General features: G+C 67.9%; 22 protein-coding genes. 14 read left to right on the top strand and 8 right to left on the bottom strand.

Annotated features, from left to right (window positions below; all coding sequences use genetic code 11):
* Nucleotides 1-2 precede the first annotated feature (2 nt).
* The gene (locus EGK63_RS02195; RefSeq protein WP_125899712.1) at nt 3-776 is read right to left on the bottom strand and encodes an enoyl-CoA hydratase; all 774 of its coding nucleotides are present in this window, start codon (nt 774-776) and stop codon (nt 3-5) included.
* A complete protein-coding gene (locus EGK63_RS02190) occupies nt 773-1846 on the bottom strand; it encodes an MBL fold metallo-hydrolase (RefSeq protein WP_243637534.1) in 1074 nt (357 codons plus the stop codon). Before EGK63_RS02190 ends, EGK63_RS02195 begins: the two co-directional genes overlap by 4 nt.
* A 145-nt stretch (nt 1847-1991) precedes the next feature.
* On the opposite strand from EGK63_RS02190, the gene EGK63_RS02185 reads away from it, so the two are divergent.
* The 4 genes from EGK63_RS02185 (at nt 1992) to EGK63_RS02170 (ending at nt 5431) form a co-directional block, all read left to right on the top strand.
* Complete coding sequence (locus tag EGK63_RS02185) at nt 1992-2996, top strand: hypothetical protein (protein WP_243637533.1); 1005 nt, start codon at nt 1992-1994, stop codon at nt 2994-2996.
* A 107-nt stretch (nt 2997-3103) separates the two neighbouring features.
* Nucleotides 3104-3889, top strand: a complete 786-nt coding sequence (xth, locus tag EGK63_RS02180) for an exodeoxyribonuclease III (RefSeq protein ID WP_125899710.1) — start codon at nt 3104-3106, stop codon at nt 3887-3889.
* A 3-nt stretch (nt 3890-3892) separates the two neighbouring features.
* Nucleotides 3893-4435 carry a hypothetical protein gene (locus EGK63_RS02175; RefSeq protein WP_125899709.1) on the top strand — a complete coding sequence of 181 codons (543 nt, stop codon included), beginning with the start codon at nt 3893-3895 and terminating at the stop codon, nt 4433-4435.
* Nucleotides 4436-4510: 75 nt separating this feature from the next.
* Nucleotides 4511-5431, top strand: a complete 921-nt coding sequence (locus EGK63_RS02170) for a cobalamin biosynthesis protein CbiG (protein ID WP_125899708.1) — start codon at nt 4511-4513, stop codon at nt 5429-5431.
* 35 nt (nt 5432-5466) lie between these two features.
* On the opposite strand, the gene recN is transcribed toward EGK63_RS02170, so the two are convergent.
* Entirely contained in the window at nt 5467-7164 is a 1698-nt protein-coding gene (gene recN / locus EGK63_RS02165; protein WP_125899707.1) for a DNA repair protein RecN, read from the bottom strand.
* Nucleotides 7165-7258: 94 nt separating this feature from the next.
* Complete coding sequence (locus tag EGK63_RS02160; protein WP_125899706.1) at nt 7259-8122, bottom strand: outer membrane protein assembly factor BamD; 864 nt, start codon at nt 8120-8122, stop codon at nt 7259-7261.
* A gap of 211 nt (nt 8123-8333) precedes the next feature.
* Between EGK63_RS02160 and EGK63_RS02155 the strand changes: the two genes are divergently transcribed.
* The 4 genes from EGK63_RS02155 (at nt 8334) to pth (ending at nt 11902) form a co-directional block, all read left to right on the top strand.
* Nucleotides 8334-9269, top strand: a complete 936-nt coding sequence (locus EGK63_RS02155) for a ribose-phosphate pyrophosphokinase (RefSeq protein ID WP_125899705.1) — start codon at nt 8334-8336, stop codon at nt 9267-9269.
* Nucleotides 9270-9379: 110 nt separating this feature from the next.
* The gene (locus EGK63_RS02150) at nt 9380-10444 is read left to right on the top strand and encodes a hypothetical protein (RefSeq protein WP_125899704.1); all 1065 of its coding nucleotides are present in this window, start codon (nt 9380-9382) and stop codon (nt 10442-10444) included.
* A gap of 150 nt (nt 10445-10594) precedes the next feature.
* Nucleotides 10595-11209: a 50S ribosomal protein L25/general stress protein Ctc gene (locus EGK63_RS02145; RefSeq protein ID WP_125899703.1), complete on the top strand. Its 615-nt coding sequence runs from the start codon at nt 10595-10597 to the stop codon at nt 11207-11209.
* A gap of 87 nt (nt 11210-11296) precedes the next feature.
* Complete coding sequence (gene pth, locus EGK63_RS02140) at nt 11297-11902, top strand: aminoacyl-tRNA hydrolase (RefSeq protein ID WP_125899702.1); 606 nt, start codon at nt 11297-11299, stop codon at nt 11900-11902.
* Between the two features lie 25 nt (nt 11903-11927).
* On the opposite strand, the gene EGK63_RS02135 is transcribed toward pth, so the two are convergent.
* On the bottom strand, nt 11928-13535 hold the full coding sequence (locus EGK63_RS02135) for a DUF4139 domain-containing protein (protein ID WP_125899701.1): 1608 nt from the start codon (nt 13533-13535) through the stop codon (nt 11928-11930).
* A 4-nt stretch (nt 13536-13539) separates the two neighbouring features.
* Entirely contained in the window at nt 13540-14949 is a 1410-nt protein-coding gene (locus EGK63_RS02130; protein ID WP_125899700.1) for a DUF4139 domain-containing protein, read from the bottom strand.
* Between the two features lie 128 nt (nt 14950-15077).
* Between EGK63_RS02130 and EGK63_RS02125 the strand changes: the two genes are divergently transcribed.
* The 6 genes from EGK63_RS02125 (at nt 15078) to EGK63_RS02100 (ending at nt 22088) form a co-directional block, all read left to right on the top strand.
* Nucleotides 15078-15464 carry a DUF2946 family protein gene (locus EGK63_RS02125; RefSeq protein WP_125899699.1) on the top strand — a complete coding sequence of 129 codons (387 nt, stop codon included), beginning with the start codon at nt 15078-15080 and terminating at the stop codon, nt 15462-15464.
* Nucleotides 15465-15539: 75 nt separating this feature from the next.
* Nucleotides 15540-17609 (top strand): TonB-dependent receptor domain-containing protein, encoded by a 2070-nt coding sequence (locus tag EGK63_RS02120; protein WP_125899698.1) that lies wholly within the window; start codon nt 15540-15542, stop codon nt 17607-17609.
* Nucleotides 17609-18991 (top strand): PepSY domain-containing protein, encoded by a 1383-nt coding sequence (locus tag EGK63_RS02115; protein ID WP_125899697.1) that lies wholly within the window; start codon nt 17609-17611, stop codon nt 18989-18991. Before EGK63_RS02120 ends, EGK63_RS02115 begins: the two co-directional genes overlap by 1 nt.
* A gap of 14 nt (nt 18992-19005) precedes the next feature.
* Nucleotides 19006-19500 carry a copper chaperone PCu(A)C gene (locus EGK63_RS02110; RefSeq protein WP_125899696.1) on the top strand — a complete coding sequence of 165 codons (495 nt, stop codon included), beginning with the start codon at nt 19006-19008 and terminating at the stop codon, nt 19498-19500.
* A 73-nt stretch (nt 19501-19573) separates the two neighbouring features.
* On the top strand, nt 19574-20671 hold the full coding sequence (gene ychF, locus EGK63_RS02105) for a redox-regulated ATPase YchF (RefSeq protein ID WP_003165559.1): 1098 nt from the start codon (nt 19574-19576) through the stop codon (nt 20669-20671).
* Between the two features lie 130 nt (nt 20672-20801).
* On the top strand, nt 20802-22088 hold the full coding sequence (locus tag EGK63_RS02100) for an O-acetylhomoserine aminocarboxypropyltransferase/cysteine synthase family protein (RefSeq protein ID WP_125899695.1): 1287 nt from the start codon (nt 20802-20804) through the stop codon (nt 22086-22088).
* A gap of 4 nt (nt 22089-22092) precedes the next feature.
* Here EGK63_RS02100 and EGK63_RS02095 read toward each other — a convergent pair whose 3' ends face one another.
* Both EGK63_RS02095 and EGK63_RS02090 read right to left on the bottom strand, forming a co-directional pair.
* Nucleotides 22093-22560, bottom strand: coding sequence for a hypothetical protein (locus tag EGK63_RS02095; protein WP_125899694.1), 468 nt, complete (start codon nt 22558-22560; stop codon nt 22093-22095).
* A 37-nt stretch (nt 22561-22597) separates the two neighbouring features.
* Nucleotides 22598-24196: a M28 family peptidase gene (locus tag EGK63_RS02090; RefSeq protein WP_125899693.1), complete on the bottom strand. Its 1599-nt coding sequence runs from the start codon at nt 24194-24196 to the stop codon at nt 22598-22600.
* Nucleotides 24197-24255: the final 59 nt, after the last annotated feature.

Genomic DNA, 24255 nt, shown 5'->3' with positions numbered 1-24255 from the left:
AGTCAGCCCTGCTTGGAGAAGTCCGGCGCCCGCTTCTGGCTGAAGGCCATGAAGGCCTCCATCGCCTCGGGGCTGCGCATCTGCGAACCAAAGGCCTCGGCCTCGCGCTGCATCACCGTCCACAACAGCTCCGCGTTGCGCATCAACGCCTTGGTCTTGCGGACGGAGTTGGGCGCACGCGCCGCCAGCTTGGCCGCCAGGTCCGCCGCCGTCGCCTCGACCTGATCGGCCGGAACCGCGCGGTTGGCCAGGCCCCAGGCCAGCGCCGTCCTGCCGTCGATCGCCTCGCCCAGGGCGAACAGTTCAAAGGCGCGCTGGTGGCCGATATTGGCGCCCAGCAGCAGCGAAGACGCGGCTTCCGGGGCCAGGGCCAGGTTGACGAAGGGCACGGACAGCAGGGCGTCCTCGGCCACCACCACCATATCGCAGTGCAACAGCAGAGTCAGGCCGATGCCCACCGCCCGGCCGCGCACAGCCGCGACGGCGGGCTTGTCCAGGTCGGCCAAGGCCTTCAGGAAACGGAACACCCCCATCTCGACCAGATCGCCCGGCGTCTGACCCAGGGAAATGAAGTCGGCGATGTCATTGCCCGCCGAGAAGGAATCCCCCTCGCTGCGAAACAGGATGACGCGCACGGCGTCGTCCGCCTTCGCCTTCTCCGTCGCGTCGGCCAGGGCCGTGTACATGGCCTGGGTGATGGCGTTCTTCTTGTCCGCGCGGTCGAAGACGACCGTCAGGACGCCGCCTTCCAGTTGGGTCCGGATATGTTCGCTCATTGGCCTGTCTCCAAAAGGCTCCACCAGTCGACGCCGTCCTCGTCCCGCGCGCGGCGGACCCGTCCCTGGCGTTCAAGATAGTTTAGATGCGCCAGCGCCTCGCCGGTCGCCATGCCCAGCACGGCGTCGCCGACCGGGCGCGCGAACAGGGCGCCGAACACGTCCACGGCGCGGCACGGCGTCCGCAGCGTCTTCTCCAGCCGTTTCAGCGCCACCTCATGCCCGCGCATCAGCGCCTCCAGCCGCAGGGTTACGCCGTGGAACGGCTCCCCGTGCGACGGCAGTACCAGCAAATCGCCCGGCAGGCGCTCCTTCAGCGCCGCCAGCGAGCGCAGCCAGTCGCCCAGCGGATCGGCCTGCGGCTCCGTCGGCCAGATCGAGATGTTGGAGGAAATGCGCGGCAGGATCTGATCACCCGCGATGAAGACGCCGTCCTTCTCGCGCCACAGACAGACGTGTTCTGGACTGTGTCCCTCGCCGATGACCACGCGCCAGTCGTCTCCGCCGATGCTCAGAACATCGTCGTCCTGCAGCCGACGATAATCACGCGGGAAATCCTGAACCATGCGGCTGAAGCCGCCATAACCGGCGCGCCAGTGCGTGATCTGCGCGTCCGACCAGCCCGCCGCGCGATAGAAGGCCTCGGCCCCCGCCGGCGGCCCCAGGGCTTCGTCGCCGATCAACATCCGCGCCGTCACATATTCGGTGCGCGACATCAGCAACGGCGCGTCGAACCGTTCGCACAGCCAGCCCGCCAGACCGATGTGATCAGGGTGCATATGGGTGCAGACGACGCGCGTGATCGGGCGGCCGCCGAAGGCCCCTGCCAGAGCCTGGTCCCACCCCGCCCGCGAAACCTTCGTCGCCAGCCCGGCGTCGATAACCGTCCAGCCCCCGTCATCCTCAATGGCGTAGAGATTGATATGATCAAGGGCCATCGGCAGCGGCAGACGCAGCCACAGCACGCCGGGCGCAACCGAAACCGCCTCACCCGTCACGGGAACCGCCGCAAAGGGGTAGGTCAGTCCGCGCCTTATGTCAGGTTCAGCCGCTGGAACGCCATCCGCCAAGTCAGTCTCCTTTGAATACTGTACTGCGTATGCCCAAAAGAACGACATGCCAACCGACTTTCGCCGACGATCGCAGACTTGACCGCACGCAGCTCTCCGCCCAAGGCTTATCGCTTCAAAATTCCGGCAGCCTCGGAGTCTCAAAATGTTCAAATCTCGCCTTGCTCTCGCCGCCGCGGGCGCGATGGTTCTCGTCATGGCAGCGTCGGAAACATCGCTTGCACAGTCCTCGCTCGGTCAATCCAGCAATCTTGAGCACGGCGGACGCGCGGCCCCGGGCAGCTCGGTCGATCCCAATCCTGTGGCGGGCACGCGCGATACCAGTGCAAGCCGCGTCCGTGGAAACCGTCGCGCCCAGGCCGACGCCCGCGCACGCGCGCAAGCTGAAGCCGCAGCGGTAGATCCCGCTACAATCAAGGCTGAAGCGGAAACGCTGTTTGCAGCCACGGGCACGCAATGCCAAATCACAGAGGCCAAGTTGCTTGGCCAAACGGCTGACAAGACAAAGATTTACGAGGCGGCCTGCGCTAGCGGACCTGGCTATATCATTCTTGCTTCCACGCCGCCTCAGGCAATGGACTGCTTGGTGTTGGCGTCATCAGCCGAACAAACGCGAGCGCGCGATCCCAACGCCGATGTCGGCACCCAGTGCTCCTTGCCGGCCAATGACAACGCCATGGCCGTCTTCACCGCCTTCGCCAAGGAAGCCGGCCTGCCCTGCACCGTTGACCAGGGCGGCATCATCGGCGCCAAGCCGGGCGGCGCCGTCGTCTATGAAATCGGCTGCGTCGGCGTGGACGGCGCCCAGATCAACAAGGGCGCCAACGGCTGGGAAGTCGCGAACTGCCTGGAACTGGCCTCGGCCGGCTCAACCTGCCGCTTCACCACTCCGCAGGAACAGGCCGCCACCGTAAAGGCCCTGCTCGCTGGTTCGGACGCCGCCTCGTGCGACGTGTCGCAAGCCCGCTACATGGGCCGCAACGCCAACGGCGCCTTCTATGAAGCCGCCTGCAGCGGCGCCGAGGGCGTCATTGCGCGCCTGAACGCCGAAAACGTGGTGCAACAGATCTATCCCTGCGCCACGGCCTCGCAGATCGGCGGCGGCTGCAAGCTGACGACCACGGCTCCGGCCGCCGCGCCGAACAGCTGATCCTCAGTTCAGGCTGAAAATCAGACGCCGTCGGAGCGATCCGGCGGCGTCTTTGTTTTGCCCGCCCCTCTTCCCGAACGAAGCGGCTCACCTTAGCCTTGCGTCCCATGCGCATCGCCACCTGGAACGTCAACTCGGTCAACGCCCGCCTGCCTACGGTGCTGGAGTGGATTCAGGCCGCCAACCCCGACGTCGCCTGCTTCCAGGAGATCAAATGCGTGGACGAGAAGTTCCCGCGCGAGGCCTTCGAAGACCTGGGCTACAACGTCGAGACCCACGGCCAGAAGAGCTACAACGGCGTCGCCCTGCTGTCGAAATACCCGCTGTCGGACGTGCGGCGCGGCCTGCCCGGCGACGACACAGACGAACAGGCTCGCTATCTGGAGGCCCTGATCGAGGCGCCCCGCCCGATCCGCGTGGCCTCCATCTACCTGCCCAACGGCAATCCGCTGGGGACCGAGAAATTCGCCTATAAGCTGGCGTGGTTCCAGCGGTTGCAGAACCACGCACGCGAGCTGCTGGCGCTGGAAGAGCCGCTGGCCCTGTGCGGCGACTACAACGTCATCCCCGAGGCCGAGGACGCCAAGAACCCCGCCGCCTGGACCGAAGACGCCCTGTTCCAGCCGGAAAGCCGCGAGGCCTTCCGTGCGCTGAAATGGCTGGGTCTGGCCGATTCCCACGAACTGGGCCGCGAGCCCGCCGGAACCTTCACCTTCTGGGACTATCAGGCAGGCGCCTGGCAGCGAAACCACGGCATCCGCATCGACTTCGCCCTGCTGTCGCCCCAGGCCGCCGATCGCTTCCGCGCCATCGAGACGCACCGCGAGGCCCGCGACATGGAAAAGCCCAGCGATCACGTTCCCGTCGTGGTCGATCTGGACCTGGAGGCCTGATCCATGGGCGAGACGTTCAGGGCCATTCTGCTGATCGCCCTGATCGCCGCCTTCCTGACCACCGGCGTCCTGCTGTTTTCCTGGTGGATGGAGTCCGAGCGGCGACTGCGGCGGGCGATGAAGAAGGCGCTGGGCGCTCCGGCCGACACCCTGGCCCTGTCCGCCCATGAAGGCCGCGCCGCCGGACTGGACCTTGATGGCGGTCAGCTGGCGGTCCTGTGGAATCGCGGCGCGATGGGGCTGGTATACGCCTTCGAGGAAGTGCTGGGCGCCGAGATCATCGTCGACGGCCATGTGGTCGCCCGTGTCCTGCGCGGCCAGCACCGCAAGGAAATTGACCTCGACGCGCCCGACGCCGAACTGGTCGTGATGCGGTTGATCTTCACCGACCCGCACAACGCCGAGTTCGAGCTGGCCCTATGGAGCGGATCGCGCACCGCCCCCGCCTCCGAGGCCGAGACGGCGACCGGAACCCGCTCTCCCGGCGAGGGTCTGCGGCTGGGGCGCCGCTGGTTGTCGCACGTCGAAGCCCTGATGCAACGCTGATCGCCCTTCACGGCTTGAGTCAGGGCGGCTAGAAGCCCCCGTTCCTGTTCTTCGCTTCTTTCTTCAGGAGCCCCCGTGGCCCGCCTTTTCGACGCCTACATCATCGCCAACTGGACCGCCGCCGAAGGCAAGAAGCTAGGCGAGCAGACCCTGTGGATCGGCGTCGCCAAACGCGACGTGCGCTTCCGCCTCTATGCCGAGACGCATAACGTCGCCACGCGCGCCGAGGGCGAGAAGCTGATCGGCGACCTGCTGGCCGAACACCGCAAGCGCGGCGATCGCGTGCTGGTGGGCTTCGACTTCGATTTCGGCTTCCCGGCCGGAACGGCGGCGCGGCTGAAGCTGGACGGCCGCCCGTGGGACGCCATGGGCAAGTTCCTGGCCGCCAACATCGTCGACAAGGCCGACAATTCGAACAACCGCTATCAGGTCGCGGCCAAGATGAACCGCCTGATGACGGACGAGCCCTGGCCCTTCTGGGGCGCGCCCGCCAGCCAGGCTCAACGCTGGCTGACCACGACCAAGCCGCCCGAAGGCGCCGGCGCCGACATCCCCGAGTTCCGCGCCACCGAACTGGCCGCGCGCAAGGACAAGCTGCCGCCCAAGAGCGTCTGGCAGATGCACGGCGCGGGCGCGATCGGCGGTCTGACCCTGGTCGGCGTGCCCATGCTGCGCCGCCTGCTGGATACGCTGGGCGCCTCGGCCGCCGTCTGGCCCTTCGGCACCGGCTGGCGCGAACTGACCGAGGCAGATATCGAGCCCCTGTCGGCCGTCGTCGTCGAAGTCTGGCCCCTGATGTTCGAGGCCAAGCGCGGCGTGAACGCCGAGGGCGTCAAGGAATACAAGACCCAGGCCCAGGTCCGCGCCGCCGCCGAAGCCTTCGCCCGCATGGACGACGCCGGCGACCTGCAGAAAGCCTTCGCCCCGCCAGCCAGCGCAGACGAGGCCCTGATCGCCCAGGTCGAGGGTGAAGAAGGCTGGATCCTGGGGGTCTAAGTCTTCCTTCTCCCCTCAAGGGGAGAAGGAAGAGGTCAGCCGATCAGCACCCGCGCCGCCGCGCGCGCTTCATCGGTGATCTCGGCGCCCGACAGCATCCGCGCGATCTCTTCTTGACGCGGGCCTTGCTCCAGCACGTCGATGGAGGTGCGGGTATGACCCTCCACGTCCGCCTTACGAACCTTCCAGTGGGCGTGCCCGCGCGCGGCGACCTGCGGGCTGTGGGTCACGACCAGCACCTGCGCCCCGCGCGACAGGCGTTGCAGGCGCCCGCCGACGGCCTCGGCCACGGCGCCGCCGACGCCCTGATCCACCTCGTCGAAGATCATGACCGGCTGGCGCTGGTCCTCGCGGCTGGCCAGCGCCGCCTTCATCGCCAGCGCGAAACGCGCCAGCTCGCCGCCCGACGCCACCGTGTCCAGCGGGCCGAAAGCGGTCCCCACGTTGGTCGCCACCTCGAAACGCACCGTCTCGACGCCCAGCGGGCCGCGACGCCCTTCGATCGGCTCCAGCGTCACGCGGAAGCGGGCGCGCTCCAGCTTCAACGGGCCAAGCTCGTCCATGACGGCGGCGACCAGCCGGTCCCCCGCCGCCTCGCGCGCCGAGGTCAGCAGCAGGGCGGCCACGTCATAGGCCTCCATCGCCACGGCGACGTCGCGACGGGCCTTGGTCAGGGCTTCCTCGCCGTCCTCGATCAGGCGAAGCTGCTCGCGCAGACGCACGCGCAGCGCCGGCAGGGCCTCAACCGTGGTGTTCAGCTTGCGGGCGGCGGCGCGCAGGGCGAACAGCCGCTCCTCCGCCTTGTCCAGACGGCCCGGCTCGAAGTCGAAGGCGTCCGCCGCAGCGTCGACACAGGCCACGGCTTCGGTCGCCTCGACAAGCGCGCGGTCCACCGCCTCGGCGGCCGAGGCCAGTTTGACGATGATGGGGTTGTCGCCCTCAGCGCCCGCCTGCACCGCCCGCTGGCGCGCGTGTTCGACCGCGCGCAGTGCCGAGGCCAGACGCTGGCTCAGCTTGTCCCCGCCCAGCAGATTGCGCGCATCGGCCAGATCGGCCACCGCCTTCTCCGCCGCGCCGAGGATGGCGCGTTCGCCCGCCAGTTCCGTCTCTTCGTCCGGCTTGGGATCAAGGGCGTCAAGGTCGGCCAGATTCTGCGCGATTTCCTCAGCCTTGGCCGCCGCCTCGGCGGCCGACGCCACCAGATCATCCAGATGGGCCTGCGCCGCTTTCAGACGCTCGGCCGCCCCGGCCACGCCCGCCAGTTGCGGTTGCAGTCCGCCGTAGTTGTCCAGCAGCGCCCGGTGCGTCTTCCAGTCCAGCAGGCCGACGGTTTCATGCTGGCCGTGCACCTCGACCAGCAGGGCGCCGATCTCGCGCAGGGCCGTCACCCCGGCGGGCTGGTCGTTGACATAGGCGCGGCTGCGGCCGTCGGCCGAGACCACCCGGCGCAGGATCAGCTCCTCGCCCGGCGCGACCTCGAACCCGCGTTCGGACAGCAAGGCGATCAGAGCCTCATCATCCGGCGCCGTGAAAACGGCCGTGGCCGACGCCTGCTTGGCCCCGTTGCGCACCAGCCCCGCGTCTGAGCGCGCACCCAGCGCCAGGCCCAGCGCGTCGAGGATGATGGACTTGCCCGCCCCCGTCTCGCCGGTCAGCACGGTCAGACCGTCCTCGACCTCCAGGTCAAGGGCGTCGACGAGGACGACGTCGCGGATCGAGAGGGTGGTCAGCATGGGCGATCTGATTCGATGTTTCGCCGCATCCTAGCCGGAAACAGAACAGGAACGCAGCGCCTTAATCACGCCGCGTCACTGCCCTGCGACCGGATCAGGCGCCGCCAGGGATCAGGCGTTGCAGCCAGGATTCGCGCTTGCCCTCAGGCTGGACTGTCGGGTTCTCGCCACGCTCGCGCAGCAGGGCGAAGGCCTCGGCGTACCAGGGGCTGCCCGGATAGTTGTGGCCCAGGACGGCGGCGTTACGCGTCGCCTCCTCGGTCAGGCCCAGGCTCAGATTGACCTCGACCAGACGATACAGAGCCTCAGGCGTGTGCGAGGTGCGCTGGAAGGCCTCATTGTTGATCACCGCCTTGTAGCGATTCAATGCGCCCAGGGGCTGGTTGGCGCGCTGGTAGAAGCGACCGACAGCCATTTCCTTGCCCGCCAGTTGGTCATTGACCATGTCGATTTTGACCCGTGCGTCAGTGGCGTACGCCGTGTCCGGATAGCGACGCGCCACATCGCGCAGACCCGCCAGGGCGGCCTCGGCATAGCCCTGATCCCGACCCACATCCACGATCTGCTCGAAATTGCAGACGGCCTTCATGTAGAAGGCGTAGCCCGCCGACGGATTGCCGGGGAACAGGGCGATGAAGCGGTCAGCTGCTGCGATCGCGTCCTGATAGTTGTTGTTCTGATAATAGGCGTAGATCTGCATCAGGATCGCGCGGCGGGCCCACTCCGAATAGGGGTGCTGACGCTCGACTTCCTGGAAGTAGTCCACCGCGTCCATCCAGCGCTTGGACTGCAGTCGCTGATAGCCCGTGTTGTACAGGGCCTCGACCGGACGCTCCTCATAAGCCAGACGCTGGCGGGGCTTGGTCCCCGAGCACGCGGCGACGGACAGTGCCGCCACGGCGACCGTCAGCAGGATCATGCCGGAACGAGATTTCGAAGCGAGCAAGGACGACCTCATCAAGATGCCTTCGGGACGCGGACACGCGACACGCGCCCTCGGTAGCAGGTTGTGCCCTCTATAACAGCGCTCGCGCCCAAGCCAATCCGCCGAAATCGAAGATACGTCCGGAACACGGCTGGACGCCGCACCGTTCGCCGCCTAGAGAGCGCGTCCAGAAACGCACCCGCAACTATTGGCGGAGCGATGACGGCGAAAGGATGACCGGTCAATGAAGCTGCTTGCTGGCAATTCGAACCGGAGCTTGGCCCAGGCCATCGCTGCTCACCTGGACATGCCGCTGACCAAGGCTCAGGTGAAGCGCTTCGCGGACAATGAGGGGTTCGCCGTCGTCGAGGAGAACGTGCGCGGCGAGGATGTCTTCATCATCCAGTCGACCTCGTATCCCGCCAACGACAATCTGATGGAATTGCTGATCATGACCGACGCGCTGGTGCGCGCCTCGGCCAAGCGGATCACGGCCGTCATGCCCTACTTCGGCTACGCCCGACAGGACCGGAAAACCGGCGGCCGCACGCCGATCTCGGCCAAGCTGGTCGCCAATCTGATCACCCGCGCCGGCGCCGACCGCGTCCTGACCATGGACCTGCACGCCGGCCAGATTCAGGGCTTCTTCGACATCCCGACCGATAATCTGGTGGCGACGCCCGTCCTGGCCCAGGACATCAAGGACAACTATCCGAAGGGCGACGACCTGATGATCGTCTCGCCGGACGTCGGCGGCGTGGTGCGCGCCCGCTCTCTGGCCAGCCGCCTGAATGCGGACCTCGCCATCGTCGACAAGCGCCGCCCCAAGGCGGGCGAGAGCGAAGTCATGAACATCATCGGCGACGTCGAAGGCCGCCGCTGCATCCTGTTCGACGACATCGTCGATTCGGGCGGCACCCTGGTGAACGCGGCCAAGGCGCTGATCGAGCGCGGCGCAACCGAGGTTTCAGCCTACATCAGCCACGGCGTCCTGTCGGGTCCGGCGGTCGACCGCGTCGCCAACGGCCCGCTGAAGGAGCTGGTGATCACCGACTCCATCGAACAGCCTGACGAAGTTTTGAACTGCTCGAAGATCCGCCGCGTGCCCGTGGCTCCGCTGATGGGCGAGGCGATTCGGCGCATCGCCAACGAAGAGTCGGTCTCAAAGCTGTTCGATTAAGGTTCGGCTAACCATTCCCTCCGCGATATAAGGGCTTGTAGTTCGGTAGGCGCTCTGCGCCTCCGACGCCCGTCCAAGTGCGTATCGCTTAGAACAAGGGAAGACCGCCGATGCCCCAGGCCTTCTTGCGCCGCGGCCTCTCCGTCGCCGCTGTCGCCGCCGCCGCCGTCCTGGCCAGCTGTTCGACGCCTGAACCGGAAGCGCCGCCCCCTGCGCCGCCCCCGCCGCCCCCGCCCGCACTGGCGCTGAACCAGAGCGTGGCCGAGGCCGCCTCGGTCTATGTCGCCTTCGTACGCGAAGTCGGGTCGATCCAGGCCGGCTTCCCCGACGCCGAATCCATTCAGGCCGCCGTCCGCAAGGGCGCCGCCGTCGAGGCCGGCCAGTTGTCGCGCGGCATGATCGCCTATGGCGCCATCCTGGCCCTGCAATCCCCTGAATACGTCGCCGGCGTGCGCCAGTTCGCCTCCGACCCGGCCCAGCGTCAGCAGATGGTGTCGCGAATCGTCGCCGACCCGGCCTACGCCGCCACCCTGCCCGGCGCGGAAGCCGCCGCCGGCCTGATCGCCAGCACCATGGGTCAGGACGCAGCGACCATGACCGCCATCGCCGAGGCGGTGGAAACGGACGCCTACACCATCCAGGAACGCCGTGATCCCCGCCGTCGCTGGGCCACCCAGCCCGTCGCCGACCGCGTGGGCCGTCTGGAAGGCGCCAAGTCCCTGTCGGCCGTGCCGCGCCTGCCCTCGGCCGAGGACAGCGCCCGCCTGTTCGCCGCCGCCAACAGCGGTTCGGGCCTGAACCTGACCGCCGCCCAGCGCGGCGCGCCGTTCACGCCCGCCATCGTCAACTCCCTGGCCATCGCCGCCCTGGCGGCGCTCGGCGCGGCGGGCGAGGACGCCAAGGCCAACACCGACGCCCTGACGAGCGAATCGAACAATGAGTTCTGCCTCAACATGTCGAAGTTGATGCTGTTCCAGTGCCTGGCGGCGGCCAAGCCGAACTATGAGGACATTTTCTGCGCCGGTCGTCACGTCGTTCGCGACCTGGCCCAGTGCACCTCGCAGTACACGGGACCGATGCCGACCATCACCGTGGCCGTGCCGCCTGCGGGCGGGCCCACGCCGATGGCCCAGGCGCAGAACCAGTCCGCAGTCGCCGCAACTCCTAACGGCTAGGGCTGAATATCACTGCGGGCGAAGCCGGGGCGGTTGCGTCCGCCCCGTGTTCCGTGTAATAGCCCGCGCTCTTGAATTCGAAGGGTTCATGACCCCGCCGCGCGGGACACGGTTCTGCGCAGGCGTTTACTTGTATTGAAGGCGAGCCCGATGGCTGAGATCATTCTGAACGTTGATGTCCGCGAGAACGTGGGCACCGGCGGCGCCCGCGCCGCGCGCCGCGAAGGCGCCGTCCCCGGCGTGCTGTACGGCGGCGACAAGGCACCGGTGGCCATCTCCGTGAACGAGCGCGAGTTCCGCAAGTCGCTGTACACCGGCAAGCTGATCGGTCACCTGGTGACCCTGAAGTACGGCAAGGAAACCCAGCCGGTCATCGCCAAGGACATCCAGTTCGATCCGGTTTCCGACCGTCCGCTGCACTTCGACCTGATGCGCGTCGGCGCCAAGGAAGAGATCAAGATCGAAATCCCGGTCGCCTTCGTCAACGCTGACGAAGCCCCCTACACCCGCCAGGGCGGCATGCTGGAAGTGGTTCGCCACACCGTCGAGATCCTGGTCCGCGCCGACCGTATCCCGGCTGAACTGGTCGTCGACCTGAAGGGCCGCGAGATCGGCGAGAACATCCGCATCTCGGACATCCAACTGCCGGAAGGCGCCTCGGCGACCATCACCGACCGCGACTTCATGATCGCCGCGATCAAGAATTCGGCCGCCGCTCAGTCGGACGCCGGCGACACCACGGCGGAAGCTGAAGCCGAAGCCTGATCGGCTTTCTGCCTCTGAAAGATACAGCCCCGCCGGGTTCGCCTGGCGGGGCTTTTCTTTGTCTGAAGCACGGGGCATGAGGACCGCATGATCATCATCGCCGGCCTGGGCAATCCCGGCCCCAAATACGAAAAGAACCGCCACAACATCGGCTTCATGGCCGTGGACGAGATCGCCAGCCGCTGGCGCTTCGGCCCATCGCGCGCCAAGTTCCAGTCGATCGTCGCCGACGGCGAGGTCGAGGGGAGCAAGATCCTGCTGATGAAGCCCCAGACCTATATGAACGAGAGCGGCCGCGCCGTGGGCGAGGCGGCGCGCTTCTACAAGGTGAAGCCCGAACACGTCATCGTCTTCCACGACGAGATCGACCTGGCCCCCGGCCGCTTCCGCATGAAAAAGGGCGGCGGCGCAGCGGGTCAGAACGGCGTCCGCAGCCTGATCAGCCACCTGGGCGCCGATTTCCGCCGCGCCCGCATGGGCGTCGGCCACCCCGGCGAGCCGCAACTGGTCATGCACCACGTCCTGGGCGACTTCCACAAGGCGGATAAACCGTGGCTGGACGCCATGCTGCAGGCCTGCGCCGACGCCCTGCCCTTCGCGGTGAACGGCGACGACGAACGCTATCAGGGCGAAGTCATGCGCCTGGCCCCCGCGCCGAAATTCAGCCCCAGACAGGCGGCGAAGGGGGAGTGACCCTCTCCCGCTGGGAGAGGGTCGATCAATCCGTCGTCGTCCAAGCGGCCGTCAGCGTCGCCGCACCGTTCGCCGGCACGCTCATCGTCCAGACCGGATAGCCGGTGTCGTCCACCCGGCTGCGCACCGACTGGCTGCGGATACGGAAACCGCGCTGTCCGGCCGCATCGGCGACCAGTTCGACCGTTACCGACTCTGAGCGAGCGTTGGTGACTGTGGTCTCGACCTCGGTGCGCTCGGTCGTGACCGCGCCGCGCGTCGAGCTGCCGGACTTCACCAGCCGCGTCTGCACCCGCACATCCGGCGATTCGCCGAAGGTCAGCCGCACCGGCAGGCCCACGCCCTTGTCCTCGAACCGGTCCTGACCGGCCAACAATACGCCGCCCGCGCCGTCCGGCTGCATCACCGCCACCGAGCCGCCGGGCAGGGCCACGCCCAGCCCGGCGCCCTCCTCGTTGCGCAGCTTCATGACGATGGCCGTAGGCTGCGCCTCCTCGTCCGGGTTCAGCACTCCGGCGCGATAGACCCGCTCATAGGACACGCCCTCGCGTTCCAGAAAGCGCACCTGCTTGGTCTGGCGCGCGGCGACCGTCGTCGGCTCAGGCAAGGTGTAGATCTTGTAGTCGCCCAGTTCGCCCTGTTCAGCCAGCTTCGGAGCGCGCGCCATGCGGCTGCCGGTGACGACGACATCCGCCGCCTCCATCGCCATTGGCCTCGGCGGTGCGGGCGGCGGCGGCGGAGGCGGCGCGCCGCCATAGCCCGCGAACTGCCCTGAACCGAACGTCGTCGTCCCCTGCGGCCAGCACTGGTTCTGCTGATAGCGGACCAGCGGCTCGACCGGCACGGTGCCTGCGTCCTTCCTCAGCGTGCCCGCCACCACCTGCACCGGCGCGTCAGGGAACCCCGTGCCGCCGAAGTTGGCCAGCGTCACCCAGCCGGTCAGGTCCAGCGTCCCGTCCGTCGGGTCCAGACGCGCCACATAGTCGGCTGACCACTGCAGCCCCGTGGTCAGATAGGCCAGCGTCACCGTATGCCGCCCCGCCCGCTCCGCGCGCGTCCGAACCGACAGGGTCGGCTGGTCGCCCAGCCCCTCTGGCACGCGGTCGAACACGACCCGCTCGGTCTGGCCCGAGCAGTCCAGCGCCTCGAACCGGCCGTCGATCTCCAACACCGTGCCTTGAGCGCCCGCACGGATGACCGCAGCCTTCTCGACCTGTTCGCCGGTCGCGGGATTGGTGCGGACGACGCGCACCACCTCGCCGACGGACTTCTCCATCAGGCTGGCGGGCGACAGCAGGTCGAAGTCGACGTTGCGCTCGACCACATGGGCGGGCAGGCCCTCCAGCACCGCGCTCTGCGGCACGACGCCCGTAGCCAGCCCCCGAAAACGGATGATCGCCTCGCCCGCCGGAAGATCGACCGTGCGCGTCTCGACGATCAGGGCCAGCCCCTGACGGTCCAGCCGGCTCCACGGCTGGCGCGACTGTTCCATCAGGGCGACCGTATCGACCGGCCGGTCGCGATAGATCACCACCGTCGCCCCGTCAGGACGCGCGGAAACGCTCTCCGTCTGCGCCCAGACCGCAGGTGCCAGCAGGCTCAGCGCAGTGGTGATCGCCAGAAGGCGGCGCATGGGATCAGCCGCCCGTGGTGATGGTCGCGGTCAGCTTGGTCTCGCCGTTGGCTGGCACGGGCACGCGCCAGACGACGGTGCGGGCGTCACGCATCTCGCCCGTGATGCTCTGATCCGTCAGTTCGGTGTCGCGGCCCAGACCGCGCTGGCGCACCTCGACCGTCACCGGCTCGGGTCGGGCGTTGCGGACGGTGTATTCCATCGCATAACGGGTGCGGAAATAGTCGACCAGGCGCTTCGACACCCGCTCGGACGAGACCAGACGCGGCTGCACCGTCACATCAAAGGCGTCGCCCGTCGTCACCACGATCTCGGACCCGGCAGGCGAGTGGTCGACCTGGCTTTCGCCGATGAAGCGCGGCTCGCCCGCCTCATCCTTCACATAGACGCGGATCACGCCCGCAGGCAGGGCGCGCGCCGCAGTCCCCGACCCGTTGGCGAAGATGACCCCGACCTCGGCCGCCGCCGGCTCCTCGGCGCTGTAGAAACCGTCGACCACCCGCAGATAGCGCTTGGTCGCGGGAACGCCCGCCGCGTCGATCAGGCCGACCTGCTTGGTCTGGTTGTTGGCGACCGTCACGGCCTCGGGCAGCGGATAGACATAGACGTCGGCCAGCGCGCCCTCACCGCCCGACTGGGTTCCATTGCCGCGCGTATTGGCACGGACCGGCGGGCGCGGATTATAGCCGCCCTGATTGATCAGATTGACGTCGCCCGCCACCACGCGCGTCTGGGCGTTGCTGAAGGTCGCGCCCGAGTTGTTGGTCAGCGTCACCCAGCCGGTCAGGTCCAGCTTGCCCGCCTTCTCGTCGAAACGGGCGACATAGTCCGCCTTCCACGTCAGACCGCTGGTCAGATAGGACAGGGTCGTCTCACGGCGACCAGCCCCCTCGGCGTCTAGGGTGACGCTGAGCGTCGGGCGCGGGCGCAAGTTCTGCGGCACCCGGTCGAAGATGACGCGCGTCGGCACGCCGTCGTCGCGCAGCACCTCGATGCGGTTTCCGATCTGAAGGACCACGCCCTGATTCGCCGCCAGCACCCGCGCGCGCTCGGTCGATTGCGCGCCCGAGCCGGGGTTGGTGCGGACGATGCCGATCTCATTGCCGACAGCGCTTTCCATCAGCTTGCCCGGCGTCAGCAGGTCATAGTCGAAGTTCTGCTCGACCACCGACAGGCCGCGCCCCGACAGGCCGACCGTCTCGGGCCGAATGCTGGCGGACACGCCCGGGAACTCCTGACGCGAGCGCCCGGCGGGCACGTTCAGGTTCCGCACGTCCTCCACCAGGGCGATGTTCTGGTTGTAGACCGTCAGGGAGACGCGATCGGGACCGCCCGGCCCCTCCTCCACCTGTTGCGCGGCCGCAGGCGCGGCAAGAAGCAGGGCGAGAGCGAAGGGTCCGATGGCGCGGATCATGCGTGTCCTCGATGACTGTCCAAGCGTCACGCTGCACTGCGAAAGCGATCTTGTCGAGGCCGCGCGCGACGCCGTGTCGTCCCTCGCCGGTCTAGCTTCCCCGTCTGGGAAGGTTTAAGCCCTGCCTCGTGACCCGCTCTCAGGCAGAAAACTGGTCGACCTGGCGCTCGCTGGCCTTCCTGGCGGCGACGTTCGCCATCGTGATCGGCAGCCTGATGCCCTTCGCGGCGCTGGCGGCCTCCACGCCCGGCCAGCCCATCGTCATCTGCTCGGCCGACGGGCCCCAGACCATCCAGTCCGGCGGCGTCGACGGCCCGGCCAAGGAGCATATGGGGGCCAAGTGCGCCGCCTGCGTCATGCCGCTGCTGGCGGCCCTGCCTGCGCCCGCCCCGCCGGAACCGGCGCCGGTCGTGCGTCTGACGCAGGCCGTCGTCTACGCCCCTTTCATCGCCAGCCCCCCGCCCCCGGCCCGCGCCCCGCCGCGACCGCCGTCGCGCGCCCCGCCTCACGCCTGAAAACCAGACCCATCGACGCCGCGCGCCTGCTGAAGGCCTGCGCGGCCGCACATCTGTTTTCAGGATACGAATTCCATGTCCCTCAAGACCGCTGCGGCGCCGTGCGCCCTGCTGATCGGCGCCTGCCTGGCGCCGTCCCTCGCCCATGCCTACGACCTGTCGGAGGCTGACAGCCCCGCCGTCGTCGACAGCATCATCGTCACCGGCCGCCGCAACGCCGAAGACCCGACCGTCGTGGCCGAGGCCCGCGACCGGCTCAGCCGCACCCCCGGCGCCGTCGCCGTGGTGTCGGCCGAAAGCTATTCCGATCGCTTCGTCCAAGGCTTTTCCGACACCCTGCGCAACGTCCCCGGCGTGCTGGCGCAAAAGCGGTTCGGCGAGGAAAGCCGCCTGTCCATTCGCGGCTCGGGTATCGCCCAGGGCTTCCACCAGCGCGGCGTCCTGTTCGCCCAGGACGGCGTGCCCTTCGCCGACGCCGACGGCTTTTCCGACTTCCAGAGCGTCGATTCCCTCAGCGCCCGCTATGTCGAGGTGTGGAAGGGCGCCAACACCCTGCGCTTCGGCGGGGCCCAGTTGGGCGGGGCGATCAACCTCGTCACCCCGACCGGCCGCACGGCCCGCCAACGCGCCCTGATGCAGATCGAGGGCGGCAGCAACGGCTTCGTGCGCGCCCACGGTGCCGTGGCCGAAACCTATGGCGACTGGGATATCTACGCCGCCGCCACCGCCATGCAGGGCGACGGCTGGCGCGACCACAGCCGGCAGTCGCAAGGCCGCCTGACGGTCAACGCGGGCCGTTCCTTCGGCGAGGACCGCGAGGTGCGCCTGATCGCCCAGGCCGCCGACATCAAGCAGGACATGCCCGGCTCCCTGACGCTGAACGAGGCGCTGAACACGCCGCGCAAGGCCGCCGCCAGCGCCCTGTCCGGCGATCAGGCCCGCGATCTGACGGTCAAGCGGCTGACGCTCCAGACCCGCTGGCGCTTCAATGAATCCACCCTGTTCGAGGGCGCCGTCTGGGGCTGGGAGAAGTCGCTCTATCACCCGATCTTCCAGGTGCTGGATCAGGACAGCGCCACGCGCGGCGCCTTCGCCCGCATCGACTGGATCGGCCAGATCGGCGGCCTGCGCGCCGACGCCTTCTACGGCTTCTCGTGGCGCGAGGGCGAGGTCGAGGCCCTGCGCTATGTGAACTTGGCGGGCCGACGCGGCGCCAAAACCGCCGATGCGCGGCAGGACGCCTCCGGCCTCGACGTCTTCGCCGAGGGGCGGCTGTTCGTCACCGACCAACTGGCCCTGGTCGCGGGCGGCTCATGGGGACGCGCCACGCGCGACTATCTGGACCGCATGACCTCGGCCAATGACGCCAGCCGGGACTATGAGTGGTTCTCGCCGCGTCTGGGCCTGTTGTGGGAAGCGGAAAGCGGCGCCCAGGTCTTCGCCAATCTGACCCGCTCGGTCGAGCCGCCGACCTATGGCGCCCTGGTGCAGGCGCCGCTAACCGGCTTCACACCGGTCGAGGTTCAGGACGCCTGGACCGGCGAGATCGGCACGCGCGGCCGTCATGCCCCTCTGGCCTGGGATCTGGTCGCCTATCGCAGCCGGATCGAGGGCGAGATGCTGAACTTCATCACCAGTCCCGACATTCCCGTCGCCACCTTCAACGCCAAGAAGACCATCCACCAGGGCATCGAGGCCGGGCTGGACTGGACCCTGCCGCTCGAACTGGCGGACGGATCCTTCATGCTGCGTCAGGTCTATAACTGGAGCGACTTCCGCTTCGACGGCGACGCGCGCTGGGGCGACAACCGCCTGCCGGTCGTGCCGCAGCATCAGTATCGCGCCGAGTTGACTTGGCGCCACCCGACGGGCGTCTTCGTCACCCCGTCGGTCGAATGGCGGATATCCAGCCCCTACGTCGACTACGCCAACACCATGAAGGCGCCGGACTACGCCGTGCTGGGCCTGACCGGGGGCTTCAACATCAACGCCCGCACCTCGGTCTACATCGACGCGCGCAACCTGACCGGCAAACGCTATGTCGGCGAGTTCTCGGCCGTGACCGACGCCAGCAAGGCGCAGACCGCCGTCTTCTTCCCCGGCGAGGGCCGTTCGGTCTTCGTCGGCCTGCGGCGGGCCTACTGATGACCGCCTCTCTCAATACCAAGGCGCCGGACGTGATGTCCGGCGCCTATCGGGCCGTCTGGCGCTGGCACTTCTATGCCGGGGTTTTGGTGATGCCCTTCCTGATGCTGCTGACGCTGACGGGCGGCCTCTATCTGTTCAAGGACGAGATCGACCACGCCGTCTATCGCTCCATGATCCAGGTTCCGGCCAGCGCCCAGCAGGCCGATCCCGATCAGTGGCTGGCCGCCGCCGCCCGCGCAGGCGAAGGCCGTGCGGCGAATATCCTGATACCCGCCCGCGCCGATCAGGCTGTGCGCGTCCGCGTCGACAGGCCTGACGGCGCTCAGCGCACCGTCTTCGTCGACCCTCACACAGCCAAAGTCACCGGCGTCACCGCCTATGGCGGCGCGACCGAGACGATCAAGAAGCTGCACTCCCTCAGCCTGTTCGGCGGCCCCATCGGCACGGCGCTGAACATTCTGGTCGAGATCGTCGCGGGCTGGGCCGTCATCCTGTGCGCCACCGGCCTTTATCTGTGGTGGCCGCGCCGCCGCGCGGGCGCCGTGCTGAAACCCAGCGAGAGCGACGCCCGCCGCCGCCCCTTCTGGCGCGACGTTCACGCCCTGACCGGCTTCTACGTCGGCGGAGTGGTCATCTTCCTCGCCGTCACCGGGATGCCTTGGTCGGCCGTCTGGGGCGATCGGTTCATGGACGTCATGCGCGGCACGGGTCTGGGCCGTCCGCCCGCGCCTGCCGCCGCCAGCCCCTGGAGCCACGCCAAGCCCCACGACGCCCCCGCGGGCGTGGGCTGGACGCTGGAGAACGCCGTCCTGCCCGCCCAACACCACGGGCATGGGCACGGCGTCGCCAGTCTGACGCGCGTTCTTGAAACCGCGCAGGCGCAGGCCCTGCCCCGCCCCTTCACAGTCAGCATTCCCCAATCCCCAGATCTGGCCTGGACCGTCTCTCGCCAGACCCGCAAGGCCCAGGACGCCCGCAGCCTCTATGTCGACGGCACCAGCGGGGCGGTGAAGGCCGATCTGCGCTGGAGCCAGTTCGGCGTCATGGCCAAGGGCTTTGAATGGGGCATCGCCGTCCACCAGGGAATCCAGTACGGCTGGATCAACCGCATCGTCATGCTGATCGGCTGCATCGCCGTCTGGCTGCTGGCGATCAGCGGTCTGATCATGTGGTGGAAGCGCCGCCCGCCCAGCCTGTCGCGCCGCCGTACCGGCGCCCCGCCCGCGCCGCCCGGCCCGCGCGCGCGAATCGCCGTGCTGTGCATCGTCATCCCCCTGTCCATCCTCTATCCCTTGACGGGACTGAGCCTCGTGGCCGCCCTGCTGCTCGACCGGGCGGTGCGGGCGTTCACCGGGCCCAAGCCCGTCGCAGCCTCTTGAGAAGGAGCTTCAACATGAAACGTCTGTTCGCCCTGGCCGCCCTGTCGGCCGCCGCCCTCGCGCTCGCCGCCTGCGGCCAGCCCGCCGAAAAGTCGGCTGAGGCCGCCAAGGACGCGGCCGTCGCCCCCGGCGTGGTTCAGGTCGCCGACGCCTGGTGCCGCCCCACGCCCAACGGCGCCAAGGCCGGGGGCTGCTACCTGACCCTGACGGCAGGCTCCGACGACCGTCTGCTCAGCGTCTCGACCGCCCTGGCCCAGTCGGCCGAGGTGCATGAGATGAAGATGGAGAACGGGGTCATGAGCATGGCTCACCTTCACGACGGCCTGCCCCTGCCCGCCGGAACACCGGTCGAGCTGAAGCCCGGCGGCAATCACATCATGCTGATGGGCCTGCGTGATCCGCTGATCGACGGCGGCGTCGCCTCCTTCACCCTGACGTTCGAGAAGGCCGGCCCCATCGGCGTCCACGCGGCCATCAGGCAGCCGCCGGTGGTGGATTCCGAAGAGTAGGAAGCTCTCTTGACGGCGCGAGCCTGACAAACCGGCCCGAACCGGCTAAAGGCTCGCGCTCACGAGGAATACCATGGCCCTGAAAGTCGCGATCGTCGGCCTGCCCAACGTCGGCAAGTCCACCCTGTTCAACGCCCTGACCAAGACGGCGGCGGCCCAAGCGGCCAACTATCCGTTCTGCACCATCGAGCCGAACACCGGCGACGTGGCCGTGCCGGAACCGCGCCTGAACGTCCTGGCCGGCATCGCCGGGTCCAAGGAGATCATCCCGTCGCGGATCACCTTCGTGGACATCGCCGGTCTGGTGCGCGGCGCCTCCAAGGGCGAAGGCCTGGGCAACCAGTTCCTGGCCAACATCCGCGACTGCGACGCCATCGCCTTCGTCGCCCGCTGCTTCGTCGACGACGACATCACCCACGTCGAGAACCGCATCGACCCCATCTCGGACCTCGAGATCATCGAGACCGAGCTGATGCTGGCCGACCTCGAGAGCCTGGAGCGTCGTCGCGTCCAGATCGAGAAGCGCGCCAAGGGCGGCGACAAGGAATCCCAGCTGAACCTGAAGCTAATCGACGCCGCGCTCGAAAAGCTGCGCGACGGCAAGCCCGCGCGTCTGGCCGAGGTGTCCAAGGAGGACAAGAAGGCCTGGGACATGCTGCAGCTGCTGACCGCCCTGCCCGCCCTCTATGTCGCCAACGTCGAGGAAGGCTCGGCCGACAAGGGCAATGAGCTGTCCGATCTGGTCGCCAAGCGCGCCGCCGAGGACAACGCCAACTCGGTGGTCATCTCGGCCCAGATCGAGTCGGAAATCGCCGTCCTGGACGACGAGGAGCAGAAGGAGTTCCTCGAAACCCTGGGTCTGGAAGAGCCCGGCCTGAACCGCCTGATCCGCGAGGCCTACAAGCTGCTGGGCCTGCAGACCTATTTCACCGTCGGGCCGAAGGAAGCCCGCGCCTGGACCATCCCCGTCGGCGCCACCGCGCCGCAGGCGGCGGGCGTGATCCACACCGACTTTGAAAAGGGCTTCATCCGCGGCGAAACCATCGCCTTCGACGACTATGTCGCGCTGAAGGGCGAAGCGGGCGCCAAGGAAGCGGGCAAGATGCGCGCCGAAGGCAAGGCCTATGTCGTCAAGGACGGGGATGTGATGCATTTCCTATTCAACAACTAGGGTCGTTTTTCAGGGCGGTTAGAAAATCTGACCGATCTGATAGAATTACTGAAATTCCATACCCTTGCAGGTGTCGCCAAAGCCCTGGATGAGTCAGCCCGACTGACGCTGAAAATTCTCCAGGGACGCCATGAAGTTCGATACCCTCGCCGTGCATGCGGGCTATTCGCCCGATCCGACCACCAAATCGGTCGCCGTGCCCATCTATCAGACCACCAGCTACGCCTTTGACGACACCCAGCACGGGGCGGATCTGTTCGACCTGAAGGTGGCGGGCAACATCTACACCCGCATCATGAACCCGACGTCGGACGTGCTGGAACAGCGCATCGCGGCGCTGGAGGGCGGCATCGCGGCGCTGACGGTGGCCTCGGGTCAGGCGGCAATCACCTATGCGATCCTGACCATTGCCGAGGCGGGCGACAACATCATCGCCACCTCGACCCTGTATGGCGGCACCTACAATCTGTTCGCCCATACCCTGCCGCAGTACGGCGTCACGGTGCGCTTCATCGACGCCTCCGACCCGGCCGCCATCGCCGCCCATACGGACGAGCGCACCAAGGCGGTCTTCTGCGAGTCCATCGGCAACCCGCTGGGCAATGTCGTCGACTTCGGCGCCCTGGCCGACGCGGCGCACGCGCAAGGCCTACCGCTGATCGTCGACAACACCGTGCCGACGCCCTACCTGACCCGCCCGATCGAGCATGGGGCGGACATCGTCATCCACTCCCTGACCAAATACATCGGCGGCCACGGCACCAGCATCGGCGGCGCCATCGTGGACAGCGGCAACTTCCCCTGGGCCGAGCACAAGGCGCGCTTCCGCCGTCTGAACGAGCCGGAGGTCAGCTACCACGGCGTCGTCTACACCGAGGCGCTTGGACCCGCGGCCTTCATCGGCCGGGTGCGCACGGTTCTGCTGCGCAACACCGGCGCGGCCATCTCGCCGTTCAACAGCTTCCTGATTCTGCAGGGGCTTGAGACGCTGGCCCTGCGGATGGACCGTCACGTCGAGAACGCGACCGCCGTCGCCCAGTGGCTGAAGGCCCACCCCAAGGTGGAATGGGTCAACTACGCCGGGCTGGAAGACCATCCGTCCAACCCGCTGATCAGGAAGTATTTCGGCGGCAAGGCGTCCGGCCTGCTGACCTTCGGCGTCAGATCCGTTGAAAAGGGGGGCGGCCGCGAGGCGGGCGCCCGCTTCCAGGACGCGGTGAAGATCTTCACCCGTCTGGTCAACATCGGCGACGCCAAGTCTCTGGTCTGCCACCCGGCCTCGACCACCCACCGCCAGTTGTCGCCTGACGAACTGAAGAAGGCGGGCGTCACCGAGGACACCGTGCGCCTGTCGGTCGGCATAGAACACATTGACGACCTCATCGCCGATCTGGATCAGGCCCTGGCCGCCGTCTGAACCTTCAGCCCGCCAGACTCGTGCAGCGGATCAGCAGAACCGGCTGATCCGTTCCCCGATCCAGCCAGGTCAGGTTCAGCGTCTCGGCGGTGGCGACGAAGCGGACCCGTTCGCGCGTCCGCACGCCTTCGCTGTCGCAGCTCAGCGTCGCCTGATAGCCGTCCGGCTGCTCATCAATGCCGACAATGGCGCAACGGTTTTCGTAGCCGCTGAATTCCGTGGTGGTGATCTCGATGGCGCGCCCCTCGCCGGTGGTCTGGGCGCACCATTCGGCCTTGGCCGCCCAGCGGCCGACGAAGCTGACCGGACCGGCGCCGGGCAACATGCTCGCGGCGCCCGGCGGCCGCTGGGCCGGCGGCGCTGCGGCTATCGGCCCCTGCACCGGCTGGGCCGGCTCGGTCGGCGGATTGACCGCGCCCGGCCGGTCGCAGGCCGCCAGGCACAGGACAGACAGGGCGAGAAGCGGCTTCATGAAGTCTTCAACGCCCTGACATCATCCCCGTTGCCGCCTAGCGCCGCGCCGCCGCGCTACGCTCGCGGACCTGGCCGAACTCGGAAGTCGGCTTCCAGCTCGGCCACTGGTCGCCATTGGCCAGATCCAGACCCAGCCGGTACAGCAAGGTCAGGTTCTCGACCGCCGAACTCAGATCCCAGTCGGCCGACCACTCGTCACTGGGGCGATGGTAATCGGCGCCGAACTTGGCCTTCCAGGCCGCCAGGCCCGCCTCACGGCCGCCCTCGACCCAATCCACCCCGTGCCATGGCATCAGGGCAGGCACGCCAGCGCGGGCGAAGGGGAAGTGGTCGGAGCGGTAGTAGAAATTCTGTTCCGGCTGACCGTCGTCGGAGACGTAGCGGCCTTCCTTCTGCGCCAAGGCATGCAGGTCGTCCTCGAGACTGTTCTGCCCCTTGCCGAAGATCGGCACGTCGCGGGTCGGCCCGCTGAGGGGCAGCATGTCGATGTTGATGTCGGCCACCGTCGTCTCCAGCGGATAGATCGGATCAGCCACATAGGCGTATGCGCCCAGCAGGCCCATTTCCTCGGCCGCCATATGGGCGAAGACAATGGTGCGCTTCGGCGCCGGGGCGGCCTTCAGCTGACGGGCCATCTCGACCACGCCTACGGTGCCCGAGGCGTTGTCCCAGGCGCCGTTGAAAATCTTGTCGTCGCCCGCCGCGTGCTCGTTGACGCCGACATGGTCCCAGTGAGCGGAATAGACGATCACCTCATTGGGCCGCTCGGTCCCCGTGATCCGCGCCAGCAGGTTATGGGTGCGCAGTATCTCGACCTTTTCCTCGGCCGCCGCGCTGAGGCGCACGCCCGGCAATTCGAAGGCGCGGAAATCGCCCGTCCCCAGACGCGGCTTCAGCGCTCCCATGTCCAGACCCAGGGCCTGCGCCGTCGCGCCGTTGACCGCCCCCGTCAACTCCAGGTCCGCCGCGCCGGGCGTCAGGGTGCGAATACGGCTCGCGCCAGCGGTCTCACGCTGCCAGGCGCGATCGGCGTCAACGACGGTCAGTACCGCCAGGGCGCCGCGACGCTTGGCCTCGTCCGCCTTGTAGGCGCCCGACTGATAGGTCGTCGAATAAGGTCCGTTGAACAGGTCGCCGTCCGGCTCGCCCGCCACGACCAGCACCACCTTGCCCCGGACGTCCAGGTCGCCGTAATCGTCCCAGCCCCGCTCGGGCGCATAGACGCCATATCCGGCGAAGACCACGGCCGCATCCGCCACCGATCCCTTGGCCCGCACGTTCATGGCCCGCAAGGTCACGTCCGTTCCCGGCGTCAGATCGTGCCGGGCGCCGTCGGGCCCGGTCCAGACGACGGTCGGCGCGCCCTGGGGCGTCAGGCGCTTCAGATCGATGACCTGCAGCCACTCGCCGTTCCGCCCGCCCGGTTCCAGCCCCATGGCCTCATACTGGGCCTGAAGCCAGTCCAGCGTCTTCTTCTCGCCGTCCGTTCCCGGATAGCGCCCCTGGAAGTCGTCCGCGCTGATGGTGCGGATTTCATCCGACAGGCGCTGGGCCGAAAAATCCTGGGCCGAGGCGGCGCCTGCGACGAGCAGCAGGGCCGCAGCGGCGACGCCGCGAATGAAACGATGATGCATGGCGATTCCCTTCAGCCTCCCCCACGAGGCCGTTCCGCATAGTCATAGGGCGGCCTCTT

This window comes from Brevundimonas sp. 357 (genome assembly GCF_003938605.1).
Taxonomy (GTDB): Bacteria; Pseudomonadota; Alphaproteobacteria; order Caulobacterales; family Caulobacteraceae; genus Brevundimonas.
The sequence above is the reverse complement of the archived record's forward strand: the minus strand, read 5'-3'. Positions and strand labels throughout refer to the sequence as shown.

Bases quoted from the DNA above. Each gene is read 5' to 3' on its own strand.
- EGK63_RS02195 (WP_125899712.1), bottom strand. From the start codon at position 776: ATGAGCGAACATATCCGGACCCAACTGGAAGGCGGCGTCCTGACGGTC.
- EGK63_RS02185 (WP_243637533.1), top strand. From the start codon at position 1,992: ATGTTCAAATCTCGCCTTGCTCTCGCCGCCGCGGGCGCGATGGTTCTC.
- xth (WP_125899710.1), top strand. From the start codon at position 3,104: ATGCGCATCGCCACCTGGAACGTCAACTCGGTCAACGCCCGCCTGCCT.
- EGK63_RS02175 (WP_125899709.1), top strand. From the start codon at position 3,893: ATGGGCGAGACGTTCAGGGCCATTCTGCTGATCGCCCTGATCGCCGCC.
- recN (WP_125899707.1), bottom strand. From the start codon at position 7,164: ATGCTGACCACCCTCTCGATCCGCGACGTCGTCCTCGTCGACGCCCTT.
- EGK63_RS02160 (WP_125899706.1), bottom strand. From the start codon at position 8,122: ATGAGGTCGTCCTTGCTCGCTTCGAAATCTCGTTCCGGCATGATCCTG.
- EGK63_RS02155 (WP_125899705.1), top strand. From the start codon at position 8,334: ATGAAGCTGCTTGCTGGCAATTCGAACCGGAGCTTGGCCCAGGCCATC.
- EGK63_RS02150 (WP_125899704.1), top strand. From the start codon at position 9,380: ATGCCCCAGGCCTTCTTGCGCCGCGGCCTCTCCGTCGCCGCTGTCGCC.
- EGK63_RS02145 (WP_125899703.1), top strand. From the start codon at position 10,595: ATGGCTGAGATCATTCTGAACGTTGATGTCCGCGAGAACGTGGGCACC.
- pth (WP_125899702.1), top strand. From the start codon at position 11,297: ATGATCATCATCGCCGGCCTGGGCAATCCCGGCCCCAAATACGAAAAG.
- EGK63_RS02135 (WP_125899701.1), bottom strand. From the start codon at position 13,535: ATGCGCCGCCTTCTGGCGATCACCACTGCGCTGAGCCTGCTGGCACCT.
- EGK63_RS02130 (WP_125899700.1), bottom strand. From the start codon at position 14,949: ATGATCCGCGCCATCGGACCCTTCGCTCTCGCCCTGCTTCTTGCCGCG.
- EGK63_RS02120 (WP_125899698.1), top strand. From the start codon at position 15,540: ATGTCCCTCAAGACCGCTGCGGCGCCGTGCGCCCTGCTGATCGGCGCC.
- EGK63_RS02115 (WP_125899697.1), top strand. From the start codon at position 17,609: ATGACCGCCTCTCTCAATACCAAGGCGCCGGACGTGATGTCCGGCGCC.
- EGK63_RS02110 (WP_125899696.1), top strand. From the start codon at position 19,006: ATGAAACGTCTGTTCGCCCTGGCCGCCCTGTCGGCCGCCGCCCTCGCG.
- ychF (WP_003165559.1), top strand. From the start codon at position 19,574: ATGGCCCTGAAAGTCGCGATCGTCGGCCTGCCCAACGTCGGCAAGTCC.
- EGK63_RS02100 (WP_125899695.1), top strand. From the start codon at position 20,802: ATGAAGTTCGATACCCTCGCCGTGCATGCGGGCTATTCGCCCGATCCG.
- EGK63_RS02095 (WP_125899694.1), bottom strand. From the start codon at position 22,560: ATGAAGCCGCTTCTCGCCCTGTCTGTCCTGTGCCTGGCGGCCTGCGAC.
- EGK63_RS02090 (WP_125899693.1), bottom strand. From the start codon at position 24,196: ATGCATCATCGTTTCATTCGCGGCGTCGCCGCTGCGGCCCTGCTGCTC.